The following is a 14,980-nucleotide window of genomic DNA, read 5'->3' on the forward strand; positions in this document are numbered from 1 at the left end:
TCCTCCGGCGCCCTGCTCCAGCAGAACTCCTGCGACTCCGTGGCCACCAAGCAGTGGACGTTACAGCCCGCCGGCGGCTCCACCCCCGACCCCACCGTCACCCCGACCGTCACGCCGACGATCACCCCGACGGTCACCCCGCCCCCGTCGAGCGGCACGCTGTACGTCGCGCCGAGCGGCAAGGACAGCGCGACCGGCACGCAGGCGGACCCGACCACGCTCACCTCGGCGATCACCCGCGTCGCCTCCGGCGGGACGATCTACCTGCGCGGCGGGACGTACAACTTCGCGCAGACGGTCACCATCGCGCAGGGCAACAACGGCACCTCCAGCGCCCGCAAGAAGCTGACCGCCTACCCGGGCGAGACTCCGGTGCTGAACTTCTCCGCCCAGAGCGAGGACCCGGCCAACCGTGGACTCGCCGTGAACGGGTCGTACTGGCACGTGTACGGCGTCGTCGTCGAGCGGGCCGGCGACAACGGGATCTTCGTCGGCGGCAGCAACAACATCTTCGAGCGCACGGTGACGCGGTTCAACCGTGACACAGGGCTACAGTTGTCGCGGATCGTCTCCGACACCCCCCGCGACCAGTGGCCGGCCAACAACCTCATCCTGAGCGCCTTGTCGCACGACAACGCCGACTCCGACGGCGAGGACGCCGACGGCTTCGCGGCGAAGCTCACCGTCGGCTCCGGCAACGTCTTCAGGTACGCGGTGTCCCGCAACAACATCGACGACGGCTGGGACCTCTACACGAAGACTGACACCGGCCCCATCGGCCCGGTGACCATCGAGGACTCCCTGTCCTACAACAACGGCACCCTCACCGACGGCAGCCAGGCCGGCAACGGCGACCGCAACGGCTACAAGCTCGGCGGCGAGGACATCTCGGTCAACCACGTCATCCGCCGCAACATCGCCTACCACAACGGCAAGCACGGGTTCACCTACAACCGCAACCTCGGCACGATAGCGATGAGTGACAACGTCGGCATCGACAACACCGAACGCAACTTCTCCTTCGACGGCGGCACGTCGGTGTTCCGCAACAACGTGTCCTGCCGCAGCGGCAGCGGGACGAACGACAAGATCGTCGGCAGCTCCGACAGCTCCAACCAGTTCTGGACCGGCTCGAACGGGTCCAGGTGCTCCTCCTACTCCGGCACCCTGAACTGGTCCTACGCCTCGGACGGCCGTCTCGTCGTGACCTTCGGCGGCACGCCGGTCACGCCGTAGCGCGAACCGCGCNNNCCGGGCCCGGCTCCGGGCCCGGCGGGCGGCTGTTCACCCGGACGCGCAACCGTTCGCGCGGATGTTGTGTCACCGGCACGAAGACCTTCCCACCAGGCGGATTCGATACTTGGCGCGTCGCGGCACGGGCCGGTCGCGGCGTCCTTGACCGTCCGACGAAGGGATCGGTATGCGACCGCGTCATCTTCTCCTGACCGTGCTGCTGGCATGCCTGAGCATGACCTGTATCGGCGTCTCACCCGCCGCAGCCGCACCTCTCAAAGCGCAATCGGCCGACGTCTATCTGGGCGGCGTCGACCTCAGCGGCTACTGCAGGTCGCTCGGCTACACCGGCGCCAGGCTCAAGGCCCCCAACGGGATCGCGGACTGGCGCTGCTACATCCACGGCCCCGCCGGCGTCGACACGGAGGCCAACCTCTCGGTCATCGACGCCTGCCGCTACCAGTTCGCCCCTCTCGTCACCGCGGGCTACCCGGTCACGGCGCAGGCCAACGGCAACAGCGGTGGCGAGTGGAAGTGCCACGCCACGGCGGGACAGTCCGAGGCCCTGCCCAGAATGGACCTCAGGTCCTTCTGCGTGTCGATCGGCTACACGGACGCCCGGCACGGTGGCGGCAACGTGACCGGCTGGTCCTGCGTCAGGACGGGGACCTCGATCCCCCTCGACCTGCACGCGGCCTGCGCCTACCAGCACCGTGACAGGGTCGCCCAGGGATGGTCGCTGGTTGCGGTCTGGGAGAGCTTCGGCGGCTGGAACAGGATCGGCTGCATGAGCGTGCACGCCTGACCCACGCGCCGGTGGTCCCCGTGACGGGGGCCACCGGCGCGGGCCGTGGATCCTGAGCGACCGTGGATCCTGAGCGACCGTGGATCCTGAGCGACCGTGGATCCTGAGCGACCGTGGATCCTGGGCGGCGTTCGCCCGCATATCCGGCTTTTAGGATTCGGCGTATGAGTCAGCGGCACTGGTTCGACGTCAGTCATCCGCGCTCCGCCGGGTGGGACGCCGGCGCCGCGCTCCTGTGCGTCCTGGTGTTCTGGTTGCCCTTCGACGGCCGTGGCGCCCCCTGGCTCCAGGCCGCCCCGATCGTGCTGCTGGTCGCCGGGATGGCGGCGCGCTCGCGATGGCCGCGGGCCGCGTTCGCCGTCGTCGCCGGGGCCACCCTGGCGGGGGCCGCGCTGGGCATGACGCACGATCCGTTCGTGGCGACGGCGTGGATGTTGTACCGGGTGGCCCTGACCCGGGGCACCACCAGGTCGCTCAACGCCGTCGGCGTGGGGGCCGGGGTCGCCATCGCGGGCGTGGCGTTCCTGGGGACCGCCGACGCCGAGAGCACGGTGCGGTACACGATGCTGAGCCTGCTCGCGCTCGCCGCCGCCTGGGTGCTCGGGGGTACGACGCGGCGGGCCGCGCTCCAGGCCGAGCACGCCATGCTCGCCGAGCGGCAGTCCGCGGTGACGGCCGAGCGGCTGCGCGTGGCCAGGGAGGTCCACGACGTCGTGTCCCACTCGCTCGGCACGATCGCCGTGACGGCCGGTGTCGCGGCGCGCGACGACGACTCCGTACGGATGCGTGACCGGCTCGGCAGGATAGAGACCGTGAGCAGGCACGCCTTGGACGAACTGCGCACCACGCTGGTCGCCGTGCGGGAGAGCGGCGAGAGGGCCGAGCGCCATCCGCAGCCGGGCATCGGCGACCTGGCCGCCCTCGTCGAGCGCTTACGTGCGAGCGGGGTGAGGGTGAGCCTCACGACGACGGGCGCTGAGGGGCTGCCGGCGGGGATCGGGCTGGCCGCGTACCGGATCGTCCAGGAAGGGCTGACGAACGCGGCCCGCCACGCCCCCGGCGCGCGCTGTGCCGTCACGGTGAGCGGCACGCCCGGCGAGCTCAGCGTCACGGTCACCGACGACGGCCCCGGCCCCGCCCGCACGCCGAACGACGACGGCCCCAACGACGGCCGCACGGTGACCGACGACGGCCCCGGCTCCGGCCGCGCGTCCGCCGGGCCCGGGTTCGGGCTGGTGGGGCTGCGGGAGCGCGTCGAGATGCTCGGCGGAGCCTTCAGCGCGGGGCCTCGTTCGGGAGGGGGCTTCGAGGTGCGCGCGGTCGTCCCCGTCCCGGAGGTGGCACGTGCCTGACCCGATCAAGGTGCTGGTGGCCGAGGACCAGGGCCTCCTGCGCGCCTCTCTGCTGGACCTCATCGCCGCCGAGCCCGGCCTGCTCGCCGTGGGTGCGGCCCGGGACGGGCGGGAGGCGGTGGCGGCGGCCCACCGGGTGGAGCCGGACGTCGTGCTGATGGACATCCGCATGCCCGTCATGGACGGCCTTGAGGCCACCCACGCCATCTGCGCCGCCCACCCCCGCACCAAGGTCGTCATCCTCACCACGTTCGACCTCGACGAGTACGTCTACGAGGCCCTGCGCTCCGGCGCCACCGGTTTCCTGCTGAAGAACGCCGGCACCGAGGAGATCCTGCGTGCCGTCCGCGTCGCGCACCAGGGCAACGCCATGCTCGCGCCCGAGGTCACCAAGCGCATGATCGCCGGCATGGCCGCCCGGCGGCCCGACACCCGGCCGGAACGCCTGGCGGGGCTGACCGAGCGGGAGCGGGACGTGGTGGCGGCGATCGTGGGCGGGCTGTCCAACGACGAGATCGCGGCGGCGCTGTTCCTCAGTCGCGCCACCGTCAAGACGTATCTGAGCAGGTTGTTCCTCAAGCTCGGCGTACGGGACCGCACGCAGCTCGTCATCCTGGCCTATGAGAGCGGCTTCGTCGAGGAGTTGCGGCGGGCCGGCGGGTAGCGGCTGTCAACCTTTGGCCGATGCGGTCTCCGGACTCCCCCTGGAACGCTGAAGACCATGATCGAGATCAGCGGCCTCACCAAATCCCATGGCGGCAGGCCGGCCATCCAGGACGTCACGTTCTCCGTCGCGCCAGGCCGCGTCACCGGCTTCCTGGGCCCCAACGGCGCGGGAAAGTCCTCCACGCTCCGCATCCTGCTCGGCCTCGACCGGGCCGACGCCGGCACCGCGCTCGTCAGCGGCAGACCGTACCGGAAGCTGCGCAACCCGCTGCGCACCGTCGGCTCCCTGCTCGAAGGCAGCGGAGCCCACCGCTCCCGCACGGCGCGCGCCCACCTGTCCTGGGTCGCCCGCAGCAACGGCATCCCGCCCAGCCGCGTCAACGAGGTCCTCGAGGAGACCGGGCTCGCCGGCGCCGCCCGCAAACGCGTCGGCGCCTACTCCCTCGGCATGGGGCAACGCCTCGGCATCGCCACCGCTCTCCTCGGCCGGCCGGACGTGCTCATCCTCGACGAACCGGTCAACGGCCTCGATCCCGACGGAATCCGCTGGATCCGTCACCTGCTCAGGGACTACGCGGAAGACGGCCACATCGTGCTGCTCTCCAGCCACCTCATGAGCGAAATGGCGGAGACCGCCGACGACCTCGTCATCATCAGCGCCGGCCGCGTCATCACCACCGGCCCCCTGACCGAGGTCACCGCCGGACACCCCTCACTCGAAGAGGCCTTCTTCGCCCTCACCTCCGGAAGCCGGCCCTGACCATGCTCAACACCATCACCGCCGAGCTCAGGAAGACCTTCACCCTCCCCTCGGCCCACGTCGCCCTCATCCTCGGCACCGCGTTCACGCTCGCCATCGTCGCCACGTCCGCCGCCGGTCAGGCCGGCAAGCTCGCCGCCGGCAAGCCGACCTCCTACTCCCCCGACGACCTGGCGCTCAACCTCACCGCTCCCGGCGTCGTCAGCGTGATCGTGCTGGGCATCGTGATCATGAGCAGCGAGTACACCTCCACCAGCAAGGACGCCGGCGGCGGCCGCCAGATCCCCGCCACGCTCGTCGCCACCCCGCGCCGCACGCGACTGCTGGCCGCCAAGGCGATCGTGCTCATCCTCCTCAGCGGCCTCACCGCCGTCGTCACCATCGGCGCGGGGATCCTGATGACGCAGGTCATCCTCGGTGACCACGCCAGCCCGCCGGGCCAGCTCATCCACGCCCTCGGCTGGCGTCCCGCCGGCGCCGTGGCCTACTGGGTGCTCATGGCGCTGATCGCGTTCTCCGTCACCGTCATGACCCGCAACGGCATCGTGCCGATGGTCGCGTTCATCGCCAACACGACGTTCGTGTCCGTCACGTTCCTCCTCACCCGTCTCACTCCCCTGGCCAGATACCTCCCCGACGTCGCCGGGGCCCAGATGTTCGCCACGGGCTATCCCGCCGAGGACATGGTCGATCCCCGCATCGCGGCCTTCGTCATGACCGCCTGGGCCCTCGCACTCCTCGCGGTCGCGGCCGTCGTGTTCGCCCGCAGGGACGCGTGATGGCCTGGAACACGATCGCGGCGGAGCTGGCCAAACTCAGGACCCTGCCCGCCGTCCTCGTCACCGTCGGCGTCACCGTCCTGGCCGCCGCGGCGCTCGGCGCCGCCCTCGCCGCGGCCCCTTCCGGTCAGCCCCTGACCGCGACCGAGGCGGCCCTGCGCACCGCCGGCTACACCCAGACCGGTCTCATTGTCCTCGGCGTGCTCGCCATCGCCTCCGAGTACGCCGGCACCCAGGCCCGTACCAGCCTCACCGCGGTCCCCGTCCGGTCGCTGCTCATCGCCGGCAAGATCGTCGCCTACCTCGTCGCCGCGGCCGTCACCGCCCTGCTCGCCCTCTCCGCCGCGCTCGCCGGGGCGCTGCTCACCGGCCTGCCGATGGGCGGCGACGGCGCCGCGCTCCCGCGCGCGGCCGCCTACCTCGTCCTGATCGGCCTGCTCGCCCTGGCCGTGGCCACGCTCACCAGGGACGCCATCGCCGCACTCGCCACCACGCTCGGACTCGTCCTCGTGCTCCCACCCGTCCTCGCGAACGCCGTCGCCGACTATCTCCCCGGTTCGGCGGGCGCGCGCATGTACCAGCCGGGGCCCGGCCTGACCCCGCAGGTAGGGGCGCTGGTCCTGGCCGCCTGGCTCGCGGTCGCCCTCGCCGCCGCGATCCTCTCGTTCACGAGAAGAGACGCCTGAGGGGTGCCCGGGTCAGCGGCGCAGGGCGCGGTCCAGGGCCTCGAACGTGTGGTTGACGCGCGCGACGTACTCCTCCCGGAGATCGTCGGCTCGTTCCCCGGCCAGCAGGCGGGTGGCGATCTGCTGGAAGACGGCGCGGAAGCCGGCCACGATGAGGGCCGCGCTCAGCCGGGGGTCGGGGTCGTCGTCCGACTCGGCGATCAGGGTGGTCAGCAGCCCCTCCAACTCCTCGCCTGCCTCCCTGGCCCGGGCCCGCAGGACCGGGGAGGCGAGGATCACCCGCCAGAACGTCGTGAACCGGTCTTCCATCCCGCCCAGCGGATGGCCCTGCGCGATCTGCCGGAGGAGCATCGCGTGCACGGCGGCGAGCACGGAGGTCCCGTGCGGGCGCTCGCGGACGGTCGTGCTCAGCAGGTCGGCCGCCTCGGGCTCCCGGTCGAAGAAGATGTCCTCCTTGCGGGGGAAGTGGTTGAACACCGTGACCTTGGAGACGTCGGCCGCCTCGGCGATGTCGCCGATCGTCACGTCGTCGAAGCCGCGCTCCATGAACAACATGGTCCCGACGTCGGAGATGCGCTGGCGGGTCTCGGCCTTCTTGCGTTCGCGCCGCGATGAGGAGTCCACAAGAAAACTTTATCGCACTAAAGATTTAGTCGAGTAAAGTGAAGCTATGGACTACGACGTGATCATCGCCGGTGGCGGCCCCGTCGGGCTGATGCTCGCTCACGAGCTCGGCCTGCACGGCGTCTCCGTCGCCGTGCTCGAACGGCTCACCGAGGTGGACGAGACGATCAAGGCCGGTGCGATCAACGTGCCGACGGCCGAGGCACTCGACCGCCGCGGGCTGACACCGGCGCTCAAGGCCGCGGAGGAACGCAACCGGGCGGAATACCTCAAGTTCGTCCGCGAGAGGTTCGGCGAGTCCGCCGGCCCGCCGCCGCCCCCGGTCAAGTTCGCCGGGCATTTCGCCGGCATCTGGCTCCTGGGCGACCGGGTGGACGAGAACGACCCCGACCTCACCGCGCGCGGCTCCGCGTCCCTGGTGAGCGGCGTGCGGCAGCAGGACATCGAGGTGCTGCTGGAGGAGCGCGTGACCGCGCTGGGCGGGAAGATCCTTCGTGGCGTGGAGGTGACCGGCATCGAGTCTCACGCGGACGGGGTCACCGTGCGGGCGGGCGAGCATGCGTACCGGTGCGGGTGGCTCGTGGGCTGCGACGGCGGGCGCAGTCTCGTACGGCGCGAGGCCGGATTCGACTTCCCCGGCACCCCGCCGGAGATCACCGGCCACCAGGCCATCGTCGAGATGGAAGGGCACGAGCAGCTCTCGCCCGGCTGGAACCGCACCGGCACCGGCGTTTACGTGCACGGCCCGATCCCCGGCCGCATCCTGACGGTCGAGTACGACGGCCCGCCCGTGGACCGGGACACACCTATCACGGCCGAGGAGCTCCAGGCCAGCCTGCGCAACGTCTCGGGGGCCGACGTCAAGGTCACCGGCGTCCGTTCGGCCACCCGGTTCACCGACAACGCCCGCCAGGCCACCACGTACCGGCTGGGCCGGGTGCTCCTCGCCGGCGACGCCGCCCACGTGCACTCCCCCTTCGGCGGCCAGGGGCTCAACCTCGGCATCGGCGACGCGGTGAACCTCGGCTGGAAGCTCGCCGCGGTCGCCCAGGGGCGGGCCGGCGAGGCGCTGCTCGACACCTACACCGCCGAGCGTCACCCCATCGGCGCGTGGGTGCTCGACTGGACGCGCGCGCAGGTCCTGCTGATGCGCCCCGAGCCGCGTGCCCTGGCCATGCGCGGCATCGTCTCCGACCTGATCGACACGGTCACCGGCACCACGTACTTCGTCAAACGCATCTCCGGGGTGTGGCAGCGCTACGACCTGCCGGGCGATCATTCGCTGGTGGGCACGATCGTCCCCGGGCTGGAGTTCGCCGACGGCTCCCGCCCGGCCGACCATCTGCACGACGGGCGCGGGGTGCTGTTCGACCTCGGGGCGGCCCCTGAGACTGGCGGCCGGGTCAGGCGGGTCACCGCCGCCTGCCCCGACCGGCCGGACCTCGGCGGGCTGCTGGTCAGGCCGGACGGCGTCGTGGCGTGGGCGACCGACGCCTCGGGTGGGGAGTCACCGGAGCGTGCCCTGGACACCTGGTTCCCGCCCGACCGCCGGTAACCTCGGCCTCAGGCGCGGAAGGCGGGCCTTACGACACTCCTCGATACACCGCATATCCCAATACGCCGTATCTCTGACGGTATTCTTGGGGCGGCGTTTCGGAGGCCGAGGAGGCGCGATGGCGGCACGACCTGAGCCGGGCAGCGGTGAGACCCCGCTCGTCTGGGAGCGGCCGGAGCCGCCGAGTCGTCCGGCGCCCAGCCCGCTGAGCAGGGAGAGCATCGTCCGCGCCGCCATCGACCTGGCCGACGCCGACGGGCTGGAGGCGGTGTCCCTGCGCAAGGTCGCCGCCGCGCTCGACGCCGGCCCGATGCGCCTGTACGGCTACCTGTCCACCAAGGACGAGTTGCTCGACCTGATGGCCGACGCCGTGTACGGCGAGATGGTCTCGCCCGAGCCGGCCGGCCAGGACTGGCGGACGGCCCTGCGCACGCTCGCGCACCGCACCAGGCAGGCGGCGCTCCGGCACGAATGGTTCGCCGACCTGCTCGGCGGCCGGCTGCACGTCGGCCCCAACGGGCTGGCCCACCTCGAGGCGTCACTGTCCGCCCTGGACGGCACACCCGGCTTCGACCACATCGACACCGTCATGCAGGCCGTCACCGCGGTGAACTCCTACGTCATCGGCGCGGTCCGCGGCGAGATCACCGCACTACGCGCGGAACGCGCCACCGGCATGGACGAGCGGCAGGTGCAGGCCGCCTCGGGCCCCTACCTGAGTCGCATGCTCGCCACCGGCCGCTACCCGACGCTGGTCAAGGTCATCAAGGACGCCACCCACCCCGGCACGGACATCACCTTCGACGGCGGCCTCGACTACGTGCTCGACGGCATCGCCACCCACCTGACCTGACCTGCGCCGACCTTGACAAGCGCCTGTGTATCGATAAAGTTGCCCCGCTTTATCGATACACGGACTGAGGGATCCCGAGATGAGCAACAATGTCGTGCCTGCCATCATCAACCTGGACGTCAAGGGGCCGGTGATCAGCCGGCACCTGTACGGGCACTTCGCCGAGCACCTGGGCCGGTGCATCTACGGCGGCTTCTACGTGGGCGAGGACAGCGACCTGCCGAACGAGGGCGGGATCCGGCTCGACGTGGTGGAGGCGCTGCGCGCGCTGGACATCCCGAACCTGCGCTGGCCGGGTGGGTGTTTCGCCGACGAGTACCACTGGATGGACGGCATCGGCCCCAAGGACGAGCGTCCGGCGATGGTCAACACGCACTGGGGCAACGTCGAGGAGAACAACCACTTCGGCACGCACGAGTTCATGGCCCTGTGCGAGCTGCTCGGCGCGGATCCGTACGTCAGCGGGAACGTCGGCTCGGGCACGGTCAGGGAGATGAGCGACTGGGTGGAGTACCTCACCCGCGAGGGCGACTCGCCGATGGTGCGGCTGCGCAAGGCCAACGGCCGCGAGGAGCCGTGGCGGGTGCCGTTCTGGGGACTGGGCAACGAGGCGTGGGGCTGCGGCGGCAACATGACCGCCCAGCAGTACGCCGCCGAGGCCCGCCGCTTCGGCACCTACTGCCGCGACCACGGCGACAACAAGCTCTACCGCGTCGCCGCCGGCGCCAACTCCTTCGACCTCGCCTGGACCGAGACGCTGATGAAGCAGCTCGGCGAGCTGGGCTGCGCGTATCGGCCCACCGGATACATGCAGGCGCTGTCGGTGCACTACTACACCGTCTCCGGCCCGTGGCGGGACAAGGGCGACGCCACGGTGTTCGGCACCGACGACTACTACCGCACCATGCTCCAGGCCGCCCGCGTGGACGAGCTCCTCACCGGGCACTCCAACGTGATGGACTGCTACGACCCGGGCAAGAACGTCGGCCTGGTGCTGGACGAGTGGGGCACCTGGTGGAACGTCGAGCCCGGCACCAACCCAGGCTTCCTCTACCAGCAGAACACGCTCCGGGACGCGCTCGTCGCGAGCCTGCACTTCGACGTCTTCCACCGCCACGCCGACCGCCTCGTCATGGCCAACATCGCCCAGACGGTCAACGTGCTCCAGGCCATGATCCTCACCGACCCCGACTCCGGCGCGCTCGTCCTCACCCCCACCTACCACGTCTTCGAGATGAACAAGGGCCACCAGGACGCCGCCTCCCTGCGGGTCGACCTGCCCTCCGGCGTGCCCACCCGCGAGGTCGAGTCCAAGGAACTCGCGACGGTGTCGGTGTCGGCCAGCCGCAAGGACGGCCGCGTGCTCGTGTCGCTGTCCAACCTGGACGCCGGCCAGGCCGCCGACGTCGAGCTGGACCTGCGCGGCGGCGCCGTGACAGGCGTCAGCGCCCGCATCCTCACCGCCGGCGAGCTCCAGACGCACAACACCCCCGACGCGCCCGACGCGGTCGCCCCGCGCGCCCACGACCAGGTCACGGCCACCGCCTCCGGCCTGCGCGTACACCTGCCCGCCCACTCCTTCGTCACCGTGGAGGCGGCCCTCGCATGATCACCATGGGCGACGTGGCCCGGCTGGCCGGGGTGTCGAAGATGACGGTCTCCAACGTGGTCAACAACCGGGCGGGGGTCAGCGACCAGGTGCGCCGCCGCGTGCTGGAGGCCATCGAGCGGTCCGGCTACCGCGTCAACGTCTCCGCCCGGACCCTCAGGTCCGGGCGGACCGGCGTCATCGGCCTGGCCGTGCCCGAGATCGACCGCCCCTACTTCGGGCTGCTCGCCGCGCACGTGATCGACCAGGCGGGACGGCAGGGCTTCCACGTCGCGATCGAGCAGACCGGCGGGGCGGCGGACGGAGAGATCGACGCGATCGCCCATTCACACACGCTGCAGTTCGACGGCCTGATCCTCAGCGCGGTCGGACTGCACCCGGACACCCGGCCGCCGGCCGAGACCGGCTACCCCATCGTGATGCTCGGCGAGCAGGACTTCGGCGGCCGGTTCGACCACGTGGCCATGCCCAACGAGGACGGTACGCGGGCGGCGACCGCGCACCTGATCGCCCGAGGCTGCCGCCGGATCGCGAACGTCACCGGCCGCTTCAGCCAGGGCCTGAACGTGGTGACGCGCCGCCACCACGGCTACCTCACCGCGCTCGGCGAGCACGGGCTGGAAGCCGACCCCGCGCTGCTCGTCAACCTCGGCGAGATGACGATGGCGGCGGGCAGGGAGGCCGCCCACCGCCTGGCCGACTCCGGCCGCGCGTTCGACGGCGTGGTGGCGGTGACCGACACGGTCGCCCAGGGGGTCCTGCGGGGCCTGGCCGACCGTGGCCTCCGGGTTCCCGACGACGTGCGGCTGGTCGGTTTCGACGACGTCCCGGAGGCGGAGTACATGGTGCCCTCGTTGTCCACGGTGGCGCCGGACCACGCGTGGATGGCCGCGAGGGCCGTCGAGCTGGTGGTCGGGCGCATCCAGGCTCCCCTGGGCCCGACCGACCAGCACGTCGCTCCCTTCGAGCTGGTGATCCGCGAGTCGACCCGCTGATCAGGACTCGCGCTGATCAGACACGGGCTGATCAGGACACGGTGCGCGACCACTGCTGGTTGGTGCCGCTCCCGCACGTGTACTGGTGGATGTCGGCGCCGTCGGCCGTGGACGCGCTCACGACGTCGAGGCACTTGCCGCTGTGGCGGGCCCTCAGCTGGAAGTAGCTCCCGGTGGCGGTCCACTGCCACTGCTGGTTGGTGCCGGTGCCGCAGGAGTACTGGATGACGTTCCCCCCGTCGGCCGTGGAGGCGCTCGCGACGTCGAGGCACTTGCCGCTGTTCTGGTTGACCAGCCGGTAGTAGCCGCCGCCGGCGTCCTCGAACCGCCACTTCTGGTTGCCGCCGCCGTTCCACGTGTACTGCTTCACCTCGGCGCTGTCGGCCGTCGAGGCGCTGACGACGTCCATCACCTTTCCGCTGTGACGGGCGGTGAGGCGGTAGTAGGTGGGAGTCGTCCCGCTGTCCAGGCCCCACGAGTAGCGGAGCTGGTCGCGGCCGGAGGCGTTCGTGGTGGAGAGCGAGAGGCCGGTGCCGGTGCCGTTGATGGTCTGCAGGCGGTAGGGGTCGTTGGGCCGCACGCCCGGCCAGTAGACGGTGCCGAGTTGCAGCGCGCGGGCCTCGGCCGCCACGCCGCGGATGAACGCGACGAAGCTGTCGCCGTTCGCGGCGGCGTTGTAGTTGCGCCCGTCGGTCATGGGCGCGCCCCACTCGGTGATGACGACGCGCGCCGCGTAACCGCCGACGCTGGTGCGGATCGACTCCCGCCACGCCTCCTCGGTGGTCCGGCTCGTGTCGAAGAACTGGTAGATGTGACGGGAGATCAGGGTGCCGTCGAAGCGGCTGTCGCTGCCGATCGTGATGAGCCGCTGGTTGTAGCCGGCGCCGCTGATGATGACCCGGCCCCGTGGCACGCCGGAGTAGTTGGCCAGCCATTGGGCGGCCAGGTTCTTCCAGTCGGCGTCGCTGTAGGCGTACGGCTCGTTCATCGGCTCGAAGTAGACCAGGCTCGTGCCGCCGTACTTGGCGACGATGCTCTGCCACATCGACCAGAACTGGCTGAGGTTGTCCACCGTGCCGTTGCGTGAGCCGGCGCCCTCCCAGTAGCTCAGGACGACCTTCATGCCCTTGCTGACCGCCGTGTCGATGGCGCCGGTGTAGGAGTTCCAGTACGAGCCCGACACGGTGGCGTAGTTGACGGGGAAGCGGACGGTGTTGGCGCCGAGGTTGGTCTGGAAGCCCGACAGGACGCGATCCGCCTTGGCCTGCGTGGTCGCGTAGCTGTCGGAGGTGCTCAGGCCGCCCAGGACCAGCACGCCGTCGACGAAGTTGTCACGTTCGTCGGCCCAGTTGACGCCGCGGAAGTCGTTGGTCGCGGCGAGGGCGGGGGTGGTGCCGTACACGCTGCATAAGATCACCGCGACGGCGGCCAGGAGGGCGCCGATTCTCGTTTTCATGATCGATCTCCTAGTACGTGACCTGGAAGGTGGCGTCCTGCCTGCCCTGCGCGTCGGTGATCGGGTCGATCCTGAGCAGGTAGCTGGAGTGGCGCAGGTAGCGGTCCGGGTAGTTGTAGGAGCGGAACGACGCCCACGCGCCGTCGGCCAGACCCGCCGTGCGGGAGAAGGTCGCGTCGGCCCGGAACGCCGCGGTGCCGTCGTTCGGGTCGAGCCGGATCGCGTAGTTCGAGTGCCGCAGGTAACGGCCCGGGTAGTTCACCGACTCGAACGACACCCCGGCCGAGTCGGCCAGCCCGGGCACCAGGCGCCACTGCTGGTCGGCCGTCGGGTCCATCGGGAACGGGTCGATCCGCCCGAGGTTGTCCGCGTGCCGCACGTACCGGCCGGGCAGGTTGTAGGACTTGAGCCGGTTCCACTGCGGCGCGCCCCAGCGGCTGACCAGCGCGGCCCGCTCGGCCTCGGTGATCGGGGAGATCGTGGCGTGCTTGGAGTTGATCGGCGCCGTGTAGGTCCGCTGGTTCAGCGCCGACCAGGCGTTGCCGTTGATGTTCGACGACTGCCAGGAGTAGAAGACCGCGTTGGCCGGCGCGTAGGAGTCGCCCCACAACCAGAACGAGGTGCTCGTGTTCGACTTGACCAGGATCGGCGCCTCGATCCCGTCACCCTGCCGCAGCCCGCTGGTCAGCGTGGTGAAGCTGTTCGGCGCGCCCGTGGTGGAGCGGGCCACGTAGAGGTTGCCGTTCGACAGGTTCTTGTACGACAGGTAGAAATTGTTGCCGTCCACCAGCACGTCGCCGTCGAGCACGTTGAATCCCGGGTCGAAGAACACCTGGGCGGCGCCCATATTGATGAAGTCCGTCGTGTAATTCACCATGAACACGTCGCGGGTGCCGTTGTTCGCCGAATAGATGACCGCGTACTGGTTGCGGGACGGCACCCAGAACGCCTCCGGCGCCCACGAGTGCGTGTTCATGCCGTGCAGGCGCACCCGGCGGTAATTGCTGAAGCCGGTGAGATTCGCCGAGTCCCACACGTGGATGTACTGGTTGTTCAGGTTGAACACGCGGCCTTTGAGGTCGGTGGCCAGGACCACGAAGGTGCCGTCCTGCTTGCGCAGGATGTAGGGGTCACGCAGGCCCTGCATGCCGGCGGTCGGGGTGGCGACCGGGTTGTTCTGGTTCAGCGGCGTCCAGCTCAGGCCGTCGGAGCTGACGGCCAGGTGCAGGGCGTAGCTGTCGCCCGACTGGTTCGGCGACTCCTTGAAATAGCCCATCACATACGCCGAGTACGTGGCCGCGTGCGCGGCCGGGACATTGACCAGGCAGGACAGCGCGGCCGTCAATAACGCGACGAACGCGAACGTCGTTCTACGCAGTGACACGACAGCACCCTTCTGGGATGTTAGCGTTAACATTCTGGGGTTGCGTGAGTCAGGTCGCATACACGATTACGGAGGTGTTGCAGCCGAGTGAAAACGTTCGCACTGACAATGTCAAGAGGCTTGTGGTAAAACTGCACACACGTGCGAAAGGCCCGCCGCGCGACTTGGGTTCTAGGGTTCGTTGCAACACCCCAGTTCGGGGGATGCGATGGACTTCGAGATC

The 14,980-nt window shown here is 70.3% G+C and carries 14 protein-coding genes; 11 read left to right on the forward strand and 3 right to left on the reverse strand.

Features of this window, described 5'->3' with window-relative positions:
* The 7 genes from ACFPZ3_RS66675 to ACFPZ3_RS66705 form a co-directional block, all read left to right on the forward strand.
* Positions 1-1,236, forward strand: a 1,236-nt coding sequence (locus ACFPZ3_RS66675; protein ID WP_379524702.1) for a cellulose-binding protein, incomplete at its 5' end; no start/stop codon positions are given.
* Positions 1,237-1,420: 184 nt separating this feature from the next.
* Positions 1,421-2,038 carry a hypothetical protein gene (locus ACFPZ3_RS66680; protein ID WP_379524703.1) on the forward strand — a complete coding sequence of 206 codons (618 nt, stop codon included), beginning with the start codon at positions 1,421-1,423 and terminating at the stop codon, positions 2,036-2,038.
* A 164-nt stretch (positions 2,039-2,202) separates the two neighbouring features.
* The gene (locus tag ACFPZ3_RS66685) at positions 2,203-3,390 is read left to right on the forward strand and encodes a sensor histidine kinase (RefSeq protein WP_379524704.1); all 1,188 of its coding nucleotides are present in this window, start codon (positions 2,203-2,205) and stop codon (positions 3,388-3,390) included.
* On the forward strand, positions 3,383-4,054 hold the full coding sequence (locus ACFPZ3_RS66690; RefSeq protein ID WP_379524705.1) for a response regulator transcription factor: 672 nt from the start codon (positions 3,383-3,385) through the stop codon (positions 4,052-4,054). The genes ACFPZ3_RS66685 and ACFPZ3_RS66690 overlap by 8 nt, the downstream gene beginning before the upstream one ends.
* A 57-nt stretch (positions 4,055-4,111) precedes the next feature.
* The gene (locus ACFPZ3_RS66695) at positions 4,112-4,816 is read left to right on the forward strand and encodes an ABC transporter ATP-binding protein (RefSeq protein WP_379524706.1); all 705 of its coding nucleotides are present in this window, start codon (positions 4,112-4,114) and stop codon (positions 4,814-4,816) included.
* 2 nt (positions 4,817-4,818) lie between these two features.
* On the forward strand, positions 4,819-5,595 hold the full coding sequence (locus ACFPZ3_RS66700; RefSeq protein ID WP_379524707.1) for an ABC transporter permease: 777 nt from the start codon (positions 4,819-4,821) through the stop codon (positions 5,593-5,595).
* Positions 5,595-6,281, forward strand: a complete 687-nt coding sequence (locus ACFPZ3_RS66705) for an ABC transporter permease (protein ID WP_379524708.1) — start codon at positions 5,595-5,597, stop codon at positions 6,279-6,281. Before ACFPZ3_RS66700 ends, ACFPZ3_RS66705 begins: the two co-directional genes overlap by 1 nt.
* Positions 6,282-6,293: 12 nt before the next feature.
* On the opposite strand, the gene ACFPZ3_RS66710 is transcribed toward ACFPZ3_RS66705, so the two are convergent.
* A complete protein-coding gene (locus ACFPZ3_RS66710) occupies positions 6,294-6,905 on the reverse strand; it encodes a TetR/AcrR family transcriptional regulator (protein ID WP_379524709.1) in 612 nt (203 codons plus the stop codon).
* A gap of 46 nt (positions 6,906-6,951) precedes the next feature.
* Between ACFPZ3_RS66710 and ACFPZ3_RS66715 the strand changes: the two genes are divergently transcribed.
* The 4 genes from ACFPZ3_RS66715 to ACFPZ3_RS66730 all read left to right on the forward strand — a co-directional run bounded on the left by ACFPZ3_RS66715 (position 6,952) and on the right by ACFPZ3_RS66730 (position 11,917).
* Positions 6,952-8,460 carry an FAD-dependent monooxygenase gene (locus tag ACFPZ3_RS66715; RefSeq protein ID WP_379524710.1) on the forward strand — a complete coding sequence of 503 codons (1,509 nt, stop codon included), beginning with the start codon at positions 6,952-6,954 and terminating at the stop codon, positions 8,458-8,460.
* A gap of 118 nt (positions 8,461-8,578) precedes the next feature.
* Positions 8,579-9,313, forward strand: a complete 735-nt coding sequence (locus tag ACFPZ3_RS66720; RefSeq protein WP_379524711.1) for a TetR/AcrR family transcriptional regulator — start codon at positions 8,579-8,581, stop codon at positions 9,311-9,313.
* Positions 9,314-9,392: 79 nt separating this feature from the next.
* Positions 9,393-10,922 carry an alpha-N-arabinofuranosidase gene (locus tag ACFPZ3_RS66725; RefSeq protein WP_379524712.1) on the forward strand — a complete coding sequence of 510 codons (1,530 nt, stop codon included), beginning with the start codon at positions 9,393-9,395 and terminating at the stop codon, positions 10,920-10,922.
* Positions 10,919-11,917, forward strand: a complete 999-nt coding sequence (locus ACFPZ3_RS66730; protein ID WP_379524713.1) for a LacI family DNA-binding transcriptional regulator — start codon at positions 10,919-10,921, stop codon at positions 11,915-11,917. Before ACFPZ3_RS66725 ends, ACFPZ3_RS66730 begins: the two co-directional genes overlap by 4 nt.
* Positions 11,918-11,948: 31 nt before the next feature.
* Here the strand turns inward: ACFPZ3_RS66730 and ACFPZ3_RS66735 are convergent, their stop codons facing one another.
* Positions 11,949-13,373, reverse strand: coding sequence for an RICIN domain-containing protein (locus ACFPZ3_RS66735; RefSeq protein ID WP_379524714.1), 1,425 nt, complete (start codon positions 13,371-13,373; stop codon positions 11,949-11,951).
* A 10-nt stretch (positions 13,374-13,383) separates the two neighbouring features.
* Positions 13,384-14,757 carry an AbfB domain-containing protein gene (locus tag ACFPZ3_RS66740; protein ID WP_379524715.1) on the reverse strand — a complete coding sequence of 458 codons (1,374 nt, stop codon included), beginning with the start codon at positions 14,755-14,757 and terminating at the stop codon, positions 13,384-13,386.
* Positions 14,758-14,980 lie beyond the last annotated feature (223 nt).

The organism is Nonomuraea insulae, assembly GCF_042656245.1.

Bases quoted from the DNA above. Each gene is read 5' to 3' on its own strand.
- ACFPZ3_RS66685 (WP_379524704.1), top strand. From the start codon at position 2,203: ATGAGTCAGCGGCACTGGTTCGACGTCAGTCATCCGCGCTCCGCCGGG.
- ACFPZ3_RS66705 (WP_379524708.1), top strand. From the start codon at position 5,595: ATGGCCTGGAACACGATCGCGGCGGAGCTGGCCAAACTCAGGACCCTG.
- ACFPZ3_RS66735 (WP_379524714.1), bottom strand. From the start codon at position 13,373: ATGAAAACGAGAATCGGCGCCCTCCTGGCCGCCGTCGCGGTGATCTTA.
- ACFPZ3_RS66680 (WP_379524703.1), top strand. From the start codon at position 1,421: ATGCGACCGCGTCATCTTCTCCTGACCGTGCTGCTGGCATGCCTGAGC.
- ACFPZ3_RS66730 (WP_379524713.1), top strand. From the start codon at position 10,919: ATGATCACCATGGGCGACGTGGCCCGGCTGGCCGGGGTGTCGAAGATG.
- ACFPZ3_RS66725 (WP_379524712.1), top strand. From the start codon at position 9,393: ATGAGCAACAATGTCGTGCCTGCCATCATCAACCTGGACGTCAAGGGG.
- ACFPZ3_RS66720 (WP_379524711.1), top strand. From the start codon at position 8,579: ATGGCGGCACGACCTGAGCCGGGCAGCGGTGAGACCCCGCTCGTCTGG.
- ACFPZ3_RS66715 (WP_379524710.1), top strand. From the start codon at position 6,952: ATGGACTACGACGTGATCATCGCCGGTGGCGGCCCCGTCGGGCTGATG.
- ACFPZ3_RS66700 (WP_379524707.1), top strand. From the start codon at position 4,819: ATGCTCAACACCATCACCGCCGAGCTCAGGAAGACCTTCACCCTCCCC.
- ACFPZ3_RS66695 (WP_379524706.1), top strand. From the start codon at position 4,112: ATGATCGAGATCAGCGGCCTCACCAAATCCCATGGCGGCAGGCCGGCC.